We start from the raw sequence: 11450 nt of genomic DNA on the forward strand, positions 1-11450 counted from the left end.
GACCCGATGAGGACTTCGGCACCGTCGAGGCCCTCGACGCCGTGGACCACGGCGACGACGCCGACTTCGACTACGACGTGATCGTGATCGGTTCGGGATTCGGCGGGTCGGTCGCGGCCCTGCGCCTGACCGAGAAGGGCTATCGGGTCGGCGTCCTCGAGGCGGGCCGCCGCTTCACCCCGGACACCCTGCCCAAGAGCTCCTGGGACCTCCGCAACTACCTCTGGGCCCCGGCCCTCGGCTGCTTCGGCATCCAGCGCATCCATCTCCTGGGCAAGGTCATGGTGCTGGCGGGCGCCGGGGTCGGGGGCGGCTCGCTCAACTACGCCAACACGCTCTACGTACCGCCCGAGCCGTTCTTCCGGGACCGTCAGTGGGGGCACATCACCGACTGGCAGGAGGAGTTGCGCCCGTACTACGACCAGGCGCGGCGGATGCTCGGAGTGCGCCTCAACCACACCCTCACCCCGTCCGATGTGCACCTCAAGGCGGCCGCCGAGAAGATGGGCGTGGGCGACACCTTCCATATGGCGCCCGTGGGGGTCTTCTTCGGGGACGGCCATGACGCCGACGGCGCCACGAGGGCCGAGCCGGGCCAGGCCGTGCCCGACCCGTACTTCGGCGGCGCCGGCCCGACCCGTAAGGCGTGCACGGAGTGCGGTGAGTGCATGACCGGCTGCCGCCACGGCGCCAAGAACACCCTGAACGAGAACTATCTCCACCTCGCCGAGCGGGCCGGTGCCGCTGTCCACCCGATGACCACCGTCGTCGCCCTGTGCGACGACCCGCACGGCGGCTATACGGTCACCACCGTCCCCACCGACAACCGCCGTAAGGGCAAGCCGAAGGCGCTGCGCTCCCGGTACGTCGTCCTCGCCGCCGGTACGTACGGCACCCAGACGCTGCTGCACACGATGCGGGACAAGGGGCTGCTGCCGCGCGTCTCGGAGCGGCTCGGTGTCCTCACCCGCACCAACTCCGAGGCCCTGGTGGGCGCGCAGACCACCGACCGCCGCTACCGCCGGGCCCGGGGCGGGGATCCGCGGGCGGACTTCACCCGGGGCGTCGCGATCACCTCGTCCATCCACCCCGACGAGAACACCCATATCGAGCCGGTCCGCTACGGCAAGGGCTCCAACGCGATGGGGATGCTCTCGATCCTTCAGATCCCGCACGGCGGCCGTCTGCCGCGCTGGCTGCGCTTCCTGGGCGCCAACCTCCGGCATCCCACCCTGGCCGTGCGCTCGCTGTCCAACCGCCGCTGGTCCGAGCGGACCATCATCGGCCTGGTGATGCAGACCCACGACAACTCGCTGACCACCTACCGCAAGCCGAAGGGGCCGGGGAAGGGGCTGCTCACCGCCCGCCAGGGCCACGGCGAGCCCAACCCCGACCACATCCCCGAGGGCGCCGAGGCCGCCCGCCACATCGCCGACTCGATCAACGGGTTCGCGGGCAGCAACGTCGGCGAGCTCATGGGCACCCCGCTGACCGCCCACTTCCTCGGCGGCTGCCCGATCGGGGCGTCCCCGCAGGAGGGCGTCATCGACCCGTACCACCGGCTCTACGGCCATCCGGGCATCCATGTGGTCGACGGCGCCGCGGTCTCGGCCAACCTGGGCGTCAACCCGTCCCTGACCATCACGGCCCAGGCCGAGCGGGCGATGTCCCTGTGGCCCAACAAGGGCGAGCCCGACCCGCGTCCGTCCCCGGAGGAGCCGTACGAACGCCTCCGGCCCGTCCCACCGCGCGGCCCCGCCGTACCGGCGGACGCCTACGGGGCCCTGAGGCTCCCGCTGCTGCCGGTGCCGAAGGTCCCACCGGGCACCTGAGCGCCGGGGCTGCGGGCCGGGCCTGAGCGCCGGGCGGCCGGACGGGCCGGGATCGGCCCGTCCGGCGCCCCTCCGGACCGTCAGACGGCGGTGGCGCGACGGCGGCGGACCACGAAGACCGCGCCTCCGCCCGCGGCCATCGCCACACCGCCGATCACGGCGATCATCGGCAGCGCGGAGGAGGAACCCGTTTCGGCCAGGCTGCCCTGCGGGTTGATCTCCGTGTCGCCTTCCGGCTTGTGCGGCAGCGGCTTCTTGCCACCCTGCGGCTTCGGGTCGGCCGGCGGCACCTTGCCCGGCTCCGAACCCGCCTTCAGCACGTCGAACTCGTAGTACTCACCGGTCGAGTAGACGCAGTTGCCCTCGTCGTCCGCGTACACGCCGACGCTGATGGCGTAACCGAAGCCCTCGGGCGCGCTCTTGGCGACGCTCAGCCGGAGGTCGACCGTAAGGGTCTCGTGCGGGCGCACATCGGTGTAGCCGATGTAGCCCGAGCCCGGGTCGTTCTCATCGGTGGAGATGGCCTTCCAGGCGCCGGACTCGGGGTCCTTGAACTGGAGGGTCAGGTACTTGCCCGTCCCGTCGGGGGCGGACTCGTGCACCGTGCCCGCGAAGACCCCGAAGTCGACCCGCTGGTAGGCGCGGTCCGAGTCGTTCTTCACCTGGACCTTGAAGCCGTGGAAGCCGCTGCCCGCCACGACCTTCGACGGCAGGCCGACCAGGGTGGTGCTGAGCTCCGGGTCCTCGTTGTAGTCCCCGTCGTCCGCGCACTCGCCGTCGCCCGGCTCCTCGGTCGGCCCAGCGGTCGGGGTGGCGGTCTCGGTGGGGGTGCCGGACGGGGTGTCCGAGGGATCGCCGGGGGTCGGAGCCTGGGTGGCGCTCGTGGACGGCGCCGGGGTGGTCTGCGTGGGCTCGTCGGTCGGAGCGGTCTCCGTCGGGGTGGGCGACGCCGGCGGGTCCTCCGGAGACGGTGTGACGGTCTCGGGGGCGGACGGCGACGGGCTCTCGCTCGGCGGCTCCTCGGCGAACGCGGCGGGGGCCGCGAGGAGCGCGGCAGGGGCTATGGCGGCGGTCGCTGCGGCAGCCACCAGGGCGCGGCGTAGCTTCATGAAGACCTCTCTGGGTCCGTACGTATCCCCCGTGGGCGATACGCAGGTGGAAGGCCGTCGCGGTGGGGGCGCGGGATGGCCGTGCGTTTGCACGTACATGACCAGGCCGATGGCCGAAAGGTTGTCTTCACAGTTGCTCACAGAATGGTCACAGAATCCGCGACGGGCGCCCGACCTCGCACGTCATCACCCGTACGGCGCGTGACCGGCCCGAGCGCGGGCTCGTTGTGCCCGGTGCCGCGCCAGCCAGGAGCGGCCCGGAAAATCCACGCGTGGCTCAGATCCGCCGAAGCGATGAGACGCGGCCCCTGTGGTGATTCAGGCGGCGCGTCGTGGGACCTCGCTTCGGCGAGGTGACCGGTCGGCAGGGGACAGCAGCCCGGTCACCACCTCAAGGACGGTCGGTCCCGGGGACGCCTGGGGCCGACCGTATCCGGTCGAAACGGTTGCGCCCGGCGCTCCGCATCCACCACGATGCTGAGAGGGAAAACGCCCCCGGTCACATCCCGACATTGGTCCGACCACGCGGGCGTACGCCGTTCAGACACCCCTGACATACGGGCCCCAGAAGCCAGCGGCGCAACCCCCCGGCGCCGCCCCTCAGCACCGGCGCTGCCCTGACGCCGGTGCTGACCGCCTAGGGCCCCGGGGGCGCCCGCCCCGTTCGGGCGCCCCCGGGGCCCTTCGCCTCTCCGCGGGGCCTTCGCGTGTCCTTGGGCCCTCCGCCTGTCCGTGGGCCTTCGCCCGGTCGGTGGGCGGAGGCGTCAGACCCGGCCCCGGCACAGCTCCAGCAGCGTCATGGCGAGCGTCGTACCGGGCTTGCCCAGCCGCTGCCGGTAGCGGTCGAGGATCTCCATCTCGCGGGAGAGCTGCACCCGCCGCCCGCCCGCCGCGATCCGCGCCTCCTGGACGGTGGCGGACACCGCCATCCGCTCCCGGACGAGATCGAGGATCTGCCCGTCCAGGGCGTCGATCCGCTCCCGTGCGGCGCCGATCACATCCGCGGTCTCCGCGCCCGTACTACTGCTGCTCATATCCGTATCTCCTGGTCCATGTCGCGGAGCCCTGGGGTCCGGCCGAGGCCCGGAGGAGAAGACAGAGCGCCCCGGGCCTTTGCCGGCCCGGGGCGCCTGGGAAGTCGCTGTCAGTTCTTACGCAGCACGACCATGGCAGCCGGACGGGCCGGTGCCATAGGTAAAGACGAAGGTCATGCGCGTGGACATGGCGCCGATTATGAGCCCGTTAGAATCGAAAGTCCAAACCTGCGGTCCCGGCCCCCCAGGCCGTGGCCCCGCCGCAGAGCCGTTCCACCGCACGCCACCACCGCCGGAAGGCCGCCGAAGTGCCATCAGCGACCCCTGCTGCCGCCCCCGACACCGTCCTGGTCGTCGACTTCGGCGCGCAGTACGCCCAGCTCATCGCCCGTAGGGTCCGTGAGGCCCGGGTCTACAGCGAGATCGTTCCGTCCACCATGCCGGTGGCCGAGATGATCGCCAAGAACCCCAAGGCGATCATCCTCTCCGGCGGCCCCTCGTCGGTCTACGCCGAGGGCGCGCCCTCGCTCGACCCCGCGATCTTCGAGGCGGGCGTCCCGGTCTTCGGCATGTGCTACGGCTTCCAGCTGATGGCCAAGGCGCTCGGCGGCAGCGTGGACAACACCGGGGCGCGGGAGTACGGCCGTACCGGGCTCACCGTCACCAAGCAGGGCTCGACGCTCTTCGCGGGCACCCCCGAGGAGCAGCAGGTGTGGATGTCGCACGGCGACGCCTGCTCCAAGGCGCCCGAGGGCTTCATCGTCACGGCGTCCACCGATGTGGTGCCGGTCGCGGCCTTCGAATGCGATGAGCGCAGGCTGTACGGCGTACAGCACCACCCCGAGGTGATGCACTCCACCTACGGCCAGCAGGTGCTGGAGCACTTCCTCTACCGGGGCGCAGGGCTGGAGCCCACCTGGACCACCACCAATGTGGTCGAGGAGTCCGTGGCCGCGATCCGGGAGCGGGTCGGCACCAAGCGCGCGATCTGCGGGCTGTCCGGCGGTGTGGACTCCGCGGTGGCCGCCGCCCTCGTCCAGAAGGCCATCGGCGACCAGCTGACCTGTGTGTACGTGGACCACGGCCTGATGCGCAAGGGCGAGTCCGAGCAGGTCGAGAAGGACTTCGTGGCGGCCACCGGGGTGCAGCTGAAGGTCGTCGAGGCCGAGGAGCGGTTCCTGTCCGCGCTCGCCGGGGTGTCCGACCCCGAGGAGAAGCGGAAGATCATCGGCCGGGAGTTCATCCGGGTCTTCGAGCAGGCCCAGGCCGAGCTGGTGGCCGAGGCGGGCGCGGCCGGTGAGGCCGTGGAGTTCCTGGTCCAGGGCACCCTCTACCCCGATGTCGTGGAGTCCGGGGGCGGTACCGGCACCGCCAACATCAAGTCCCACCACAATGTGGGCGGGCTGCCCGACGACATCGAGTTCAAGCTGGTCGAGCCGCTGCGCAGGCTGTTCAAGGACGAGGTGCGGATGGTCGGCCAGGAGCTCGGCCTGCCGGACGAGATCGTCCACCGCCAGCCCTTCCCGGGCCCTGGCCTGGGCATCCGGATCGTCGGCGAGGTCACCAAGGAGCGCCTGGACCTGCTGCGCGAGGCCGACGCCATCGCCCGCGAGGAGCTGACCGCCGCCGGCCTGGACCGCGACATCTGGCAGTGCCCGGTGGTCCTGCTCGCCGACGTCCACTCGGTCGGTGTCCAGGGCGACGGCCGCACCTACGGCCACCCGATCGTGCTGCGCCCGGTCTCCTCCGAGGACGCGATGACGGCGGACTGGTCGCGGCTGCCGTACGACGTGCTGTCGCGGATCTCGACCCGCATCACGAACGAGGTCGACCAGATCAACCGCGTGGTGCTGGACATCACCAGCAAGCCGCCCGGCACCATCGAGTGGGAGTGACCGCCGCGCCCCCTCCGGGTCGGATGGTCATCTGATCGTCAAACGCCGACGCCGTCGCTCATTCGTTTGAGTGGCGGCGTCGCTGTTTGGGCTGGGTACGCTGGCTCTACGGCCGAGAATCCCGTCCATGGGAGGAACCATGACCGCTGAGCCGCTGCACACCACCTCGTGGCCGATGCCGCCGCTGGATGGCTACACCGTGGACGATCTGCTGACGCTGCCCGACCTCCCGCCGCATACCGAGTTGATCGACGGGAGTCTGGTTTTCGTGAGTCCGCAGCGCTACTTCCACAGCATCGTGATTGATCTGCTAGTGAGTGGGCTGCGCCGAACTGTGCGGCCTGACCTGCGGGTCGCACGCGAGATGACTGTGGTGATCGACAAGCGCAACGGCCCGGAACCGGACATCGCGATTGTGCGTGCCGAAGCCGTGCGGAGCCCCACACAGACCTATTTCGACGTCGGCGATGTGATCCTGGCCGTCGAGGTGGTCTCTCCCGAGTCCGAGGCTCGCGACCACGACACCAAGCCGCACAAGTACGCCAACGCGGGTATCCAGCACTTCTGGCGCGTTGAGATGACCAACACAGACGCACGCGCCGTGGTCCATGTCTTCGAACTCGACGGAGAAAGGCGCGCTTACCGGCCCACCGGCGTTCACCACGACCACCTCAAGCTCTCCGTTCCCTTCACCGTCGACATCGACCTCACCGAGATCGACCACCTCTAGCGGGCCCTGACTCTGGCCTCCTGCGATACCCGGAGGTAGCTTCCGCTCCAGCACCCCAGAGGAGCGGAGCTGTCGATGACGAACGAGCCGCAGACCCCCACCCCGATACCGACCGATCAGCTGCGGTTCACCATGCCCCCGCAGCACGCCTCGCTCCCTGATGAGCGCCGCTATCGCAAGGAGCGGCTGGCCGCCGCGCTGCGCCTGTTCGGGCGGTTCGGGTACGAGGAGGGGGTCGCGGGGCACATCACCGTACGGGACCCGGAGTTCACCGACTGCTACTGGGTGAACCCGTTCGGCATGCCCTTCGGCCATATCACCGTGAGCGATCTGCTCCTCGTCAATGAGTCGGGCCAGGTGGTCGAGGGACGCTCCCACGTCAACCAGGCGGCCTTTGTCGTTCACTCTTCCGTGCATCAGGCGCGGCCGGACGTCGTGGCTGTCGCGCACAGCCGCTCGGTGCACGGCCGCGCGCTGGCCGCGCTCGGCGAGCCGCTGGAGCCGATCACCCAGGAGGTGTGCGCGTTCTTCGAGGACCACGCGGTCTACGGGGGCACCACGGGGGTCGTCGTGGACGAGGACGAGGGGCGCGCGATCGCGGCCGCGCTCGGCGGGTACAAGGCCCTCATCCTGCGCAATCGCGGTCTGCTGACGGTCGGGGACTCGGTCGACGCGGCCGCGTGGTGGTTCATCACGATGGAGCGGGCCGCCCAGGTGCAGCTGACCGCGAAGGCGTCGGGCAAGCCGGTTCCCATCGACTACGCCGACGCGATGCGGACGCGTGAACAGCTGGGAAACGATCTTGTGGCCTGGATCAACTATCAACCTCTGTATTTGCAGATCACCCGCGATGAGCCGGACCTGCTGAGCTGACACCTTCCGCGGTGCGGCACAATCCCCTCTCAACACATGTCAGTTGGGCGGTGCCGTGCGAACCCGCGGCCCCGTACGGAACGAGCGAGCGACGGAGCGACCCGCGTGGCGGTGGAGCAGGCGGAGAACGCCACGACGGCAGAAGGACAGCATCCCCATGGGCACCCTCATGGCCACAAGGGCTGTGAATGCCCTCAGGGGGCCCGTGAGGGCCATCGGAGGGCGGTGGCCGCGTTCGTGGCCCTGCGGGAGCGTTTCGCGGCCGGAGAGGGCCTTCCAGCGGCTCTCGTCCACTCGGCCGGGGCGTCCCGGCAGTGGGTCTCGGACGAGTTGGCCCACGCGGCCCGTTCGGTGGGCGACAGCGGCCGCGCCGAGACCTCGGCCTGGCGCCACCGGGTGTGGCGGCGCACGGCGTTCGTGGTGTGGGGCGCGGTCGGGGCGCTGCTGATCGTCCAGCTGGCCACGGCGATCGGCGCGGGCTGGTCGGTCGCGCGGACGGCCGGGCTCATCGCGGCCGTGGTCACCGCGGCGCTGCTGACCCTCGCCGCCCGGCTGCACCGCGGGGGCGGCGGCCCGCTGGCCCCGCTCGTCGGCGAGGACAACCGCCTCTCCACCTCCCGTACCGTCGCCGCCGCCTGGCTGCTGATCGCGGTCTTCGCGGTGCTGGTGCTCGGCGGCGAACTGGCCGTGGACCCCGGCGACCGGCGGCGGCTGACCGACGGGCTGGCCCTCGGCCACGCCGCCGGGCTCCTTACCGTCGCCGCGTCGACGTGTGCGGTCGCGGTGCTGGCCCGGCTCGTCGTGGCGGCCCGGGTGCGGGCGCAGCGGCTCCAGAAGGTGCGGGCGGTGCGCCCGCGCGCCGCCGATCTGCTGACCGACGACGCGGGCCGCGGCAGCTTCGCCGATGTGCAGTACGTCGTCGTCCACACCGCGGCCCTCGCCTTCACCGCCGTCCGCCTGGCCCGCGAGCCGTGGCGGCTGCCCGATGTGCCGTGGGGCCTGGCGCTGCTGGCGGCCGTGTCCGCGGTGATGTACCTGACCGGGAAGTACGCGGAGGGCGGCCGGCCGACCGTGCTGTCCGTCGTGCGGGTCCGCCCCGAGGAGGGCGCCATCGACCGCGACGCCGCGATCCGCACCGGCGACGACATCGAGATCCGCGGCAGCGGCTTCGTCCCGCCGGGGGCCCAGGACCCGGAGCGGCTGGCCAAGCTGGTCGTCCGCATCGGCGCGGTGCATGTCCATGTACCGCTGGTTCCGGAGGCCGGGGGCTTCAGCAGCCCGACGGACACCGCGCTCACGGTGCCGGTCCCGGTGGACGTGGAGCCGGGCCGGGTGGATGTGCAGGTCGTGACGGCCTCGGGGGCGGAGACCAACCGCTATCCCATCGATGTTATGGACTGAGTCGTTCCGGACCGCCGCTCCGTATGGTTTCGTCGAACGCGCAACTAAACGGCGTGCGACGGGAGAGGCGGGCGGCATGAGACACGCGGATCGTATGGCCGGTTCGGGGACGGCGGGCAGCGGCGGCAGTGTGCACGGTATGAGTGCGGTGAGCGGTATAGGCGGGCAGCAGCCCGTCGGGGTCAGGGCCACGGCCGCCCGCTACGCGCTGCTGCCACTGAGGATCTTCCTCGGCGTCACCTTCGTCTACGCCGGAATCGACAAACTCACCGACTCCGCCTTCCTGGCCGACTCGGGCACGGGCTCCATCGGCGAGCTGATGCGTCAGGTACGGGACAGCTCGGCCATACCGTGGCTGGTGGACCAGGGCCTCAAGGACCCCACCGCCTTCGGCTACGCCATGGCCTATGGAGAACTGGCCGTCGGCCTCGGCATCCTGGTGGGTCTCCTCTCCCGCCTGGCCGCCCTCGGCGGCGCGCTGATCTCGCTGAGCCTGTGGCTCACCGTCAGCTGGCAGTCGGACCCGTACTACTACGGCAACGACCTGGCCTATCTGATGGCGTGGCTGCCGCTGGTGCTGGCCGGGGCGCCGTATTTCTCCCTGGACGTCCTCATCTCCAAGCGCAGGCGTCGGCAGGGCTCGCAGCTCTTCACCTAGCCCGCGACCCTTCACATGGCCCACGGCTCCCACGGGAGGCGCGTCCCCGCGCGGGGCGCGCCTCTTCGAAGCGGGCCCGTGGCCGGGGCCCGGACCCCGTCCCGTCAGTCGATGATGCGGAAGCCGTTCCGGACCTCGTCGAAGATCGGCCGGTAGGTGCCCCAGTCCGCGTCCGGGGCGCTCAGGTAGATCGCGTACTCCTTTTCGCCCTCCTTGCCGAAGCCGAGGTCGATCGCGCGGAACATCCGGGCCTCGCCGCGGAATTTGCACTCCCAGATCGCGGCCGGCATGCCCTGGTACTTCGTCTCTTGCAGCCGCAACCGCTGGTAGACCGGGTATGCCTTCTTGAACGCGACCTCGACGTCCTCGAAGTGCTGGACCTGGTCGGCGGAGGCGAAGTCGAGGACGTTGATCCGCAGACCGATCATCCGCGTGGGGTCGAGGTAGCGGACCTCCTGGGTGCGGTCGACGGTGTTGCCGTCGGGGTCGTTCTTCTCCTGGCGGGTCCAGCCGTCGGGGATGGGGAGGGAGAAGCCGAACTTCTTCTCGGTGACCATGTGGTAACCGGACGGTGGGGTGTACGGCTTGGCCGGGGAGGCCGACGGGTTGTTTGTGGGCGACGACTGCCCCCCGCCGTTGTCGTGGTCGATGCCGAACATATAGACGCCGCCCGCCACGGTCACGACCGCGAGGGAGGCCGCCACGGCGGTCCACACCGCCTTACGGTTCGACTTCGGCGCCGGAGGAGGGGACGGGGGAACGGGCACCGGGCCCGGTGTGAACAGCGGGGTCGCCGTGCTCGAGGTCGGGGTCGGGCCCGGGGCCGGAACGGCCGGCCCGGCCGGTGTCGAGGCGGTGACCGAAGGGAATGGCGTGGGGGGCGTGGACTGCGCCGGCATCGGCGTGGGCGGCGTCGACTGATACGGGGCGGGGCCCCCGTGCGCGGGCGGCGAGTTGTGGCCGGTGGTGCCCGTGGTCCGGTCCGGGGCGGGGTTGGCGGGTCCCCGCAGCGTCGTCAGGTTCATGGTCGAGTCCAGCGGCGGCGTCGGCAACGATGTCGTCTCGACCTCCGCCGCGGGCAGCCGTAGCGCCCGTTCGGTCTCCTCCGCGGTGGGCCGCAGCTCCGGTTCCTTCGCCAGCAGCCGCTCGATCAACGGAGTCAGCGCGCCCGCCTGTTTGGGCGGGTCCAGCGGATCGACGGCGATCGCGTAACCGGTCTCGATCGCCGTGGCCTTGCGGAACGGCGGCCGCCCCTCGACCGCCTGATAGAGCGTCGCCCCCAGCGCCCAGAGGTCCGACGCGGGGCCGGGCTTGCGGCCCCTGACCCGCTCGGGCGCGATGTAGTCGATGGAGCCGACGACCTCGCCGGTCTTGGTCAGCGTCGAGGTGCCGGTGGCCACCGCGATGCCGAAGTCCGTGAGCACGACCCGGCCTTCGGGGCCGAGCAGCACATTGCCGGGCTTGACGTCCCGGTGCAGCACTCCGGCCGCATGCGCGGCGCGCAGGGCGGCGATCATGCCGCGGCCGATGCGGGCGGCCTCGTCGGGGGAGACGCTCCCGCCGTTCTTCAGCAGGTCGGCGAGGGTGGTGGAGGGCACGTACTCCATGACGATGCACGGCAGCCCCTGATGGTCCACCACGTCATGGACCACGACCACATTGGGGTGGGTGATACGGGCCGCGCTGCGCGCCTCGCGGCGGGTGCGTTCATGCAGCGTCGTCAACTCGTCCTCGGCGAGGTGCGGAGAGACGTAGAGCTGCTTGACCGCGACCTGGCGGCCCAGCAGTTCGTCCTCCGCGCGCCACACGGTGCCCATGCCACCACGGCCGATCTTCTCGGCCAGGCGGTAACGTCCGGCTATCAGGTGGCCTTCGTCCGACACCGCTTTCCCCTCCCGCACACGTTCGTCCGACACGA

At 71.0% G+C, this 11450-nt stretch carries 9 protein-coding genes; 6 read left to right on the forward strand and 3 right to left on the reverse strand.

The genetic code is table 11. From position 1 onward, the window contains the following. Window positions 1–41 precede the first annotated feature (41 nt). Window positions 42–1832 (forward strand): GMC oxidoreductase, encoded by a 1791-nt coding sequence (locus AB0E24_RS08910; RefSeq protein ID WP_359375808.1) that lies wholly within the window; start codon window positions 42–44, stop codon window positions 1830–1832. Between the two features lie 80 nt (window positions 1833–1912). On the opposite strand, the gene AB0E24_RS08915 is transcribed toward AB0E24_RS08910, so the two are convergent. Then, window positions 1913–2941 (reverse strand): LAETG motif-containing sortase-dependent surface protein, encoded by a 1029-nt coding sequence (locus AB0E24_RS08915; protein WP_251770663.1) that lies wholly within the window; start codon window positions 2939–2941, stop codon window positions 1913–1915. A gap of 764 nt (window positions 2942–3705) precedes the next feature. After that, window positions 3706–3975, reverse strand: a complete 270-nt coding sequence (locus AB0E24_RS08920) for a chorismate mutase (RefSeq protein ID WP_069870491.1) — start codon at window positions 3973–3975, stop codon at window positions 3706–3708. A 308-nt stretch (window positions 3976–4283) separates the two neighbouring features. On the opposite strand from AB0E24_RS08920, the gene guaA reads away from it, so the two are divergent. The 5 genes from guaA (at window position 4284) to AB0E24_RS08945 (ending at window position 9532) form a co-directional block, all read left to right on the forward strand. After that, a complete protein-coding gene (guaA, locus tag AB0E24_RS08925; protein WP_359375652.1) occupies window positions 4284–5870 on the forward strand; it encodes a glutamine-hydrolyzing GMP synthase in 1587 nt (528 codons plus the stop codon). A gap of 139 nt (window positions 5871–6009) precedes the next feature. Further along, window positions 6010–6600 carry a Uma2 family endonuclease gene (locus AB0E24_RS08930; RefSeq protein WP_069870489.1) on the forward strand — a complete coding sequence of 197 codons (591 nt, stop codon included), beginning with the start codon at window positions 6010–6012 and terminating at the stop codon, window positions 6598–6600. A 75-nt stretch (window positions 6601–6675) separates the two neighbouring features. After that, a complete protein-coding gene (locus tag AB0E24_RS08935) occupies window positions 6676–7473 on the forward strand; it encodes a class II aldolase/adducin family protein (RefSeq protein ID WP_359375655.1) in 798 nt (265 codons plus the stop codon). Between the two features lie 105 nt (window positions 7474–7578). Next, window positions 7579–8874, forward strand: coding sequence for a hypothetical protein (locus AB0E24_RS08940; protein ID WP_079153562.1), 1296 nt, complete (start codon window positions 7579–7581; stop codon window positions 8872–8874). A gap of 76 nt (window positions 8875–8950) precedes the next feature. Continuing rightward, complete coding sequence (locus tag AB0E24_RS08945) at window positions 8951–9532, forward strand: DoxX family protein (protein WP_370685161.1); 582 nt, start codon at window positions 8951–8953, stop codon at window positions 9530–9532. A gap of 104 nt (window positions 9533–9636) precedes the next feature. Here the strand turns inward: AB0E24_RS08945 and AB0E24_RS08950 are convergent, their stop codons facing one another. Then, window positions 9637–11415: a serine/threonine-protein kinase gene (locus AB0E24_RS08950; protein ID WP_435865256.1), complete on the reverse strand. Its 1779-nt coding sequence runs from the start codon at window positions 11413–11415 to the stop codon at window positions 9637–9639. Between the last annotated feature and the right edge of the window lie 35 nt (window positions 11416–11450).

Origin of the sequence: Streptomyces malaysiensis subsp. malaysiensis (assembly GCF_040653035.1) — a bacterium.
GTDB lineage: Bacteria > Actinomycetota > Actinomycetes > Streptomycetales > Streptomycetaceae > Streptomyces > Streptomyces malaysiensis.

Bases quoted from the DNA above. Each gene is read 5' to 3' on its own strand.
- AB0E24_RS08915 (WP_251770663.1), bottom strand. From the start codon at position 2,941: ATGAAGCTACGCCGCGCCCTGGTGGCTGCCGCAGCGACCGCCGCCATA.
- AB0E24_RS08930 (WP_069870489.1), top strand. From the start codon at position 6,010: ATGACCGCTGAGCCGCTGCACACCACCTCGTGGCCGATGCCGCCGCTG.
- AB0E24_RS08935 (WP_359375655.1), top strand. From the start codon at position 6,676: ATGACGAACGAGCCGCAGACCCCCACCCCGATACCGACCGATCAGCTG.
- AB0E24_RS08945 (WP_370685161.1), top strand. From the start codon at position 8,951: ATGAGACACGCGGATCGTATGGCCGGTTCGGGGACGGCGGGCAGCGGC.
- AB0E24_RS08920 (WP_069870491.1), bottom strand. From the start codon at position 3,975: ATGAGCAGCAGTAGTACGGGCGCGGAGACCGCGGATGTGATCGGCGCC.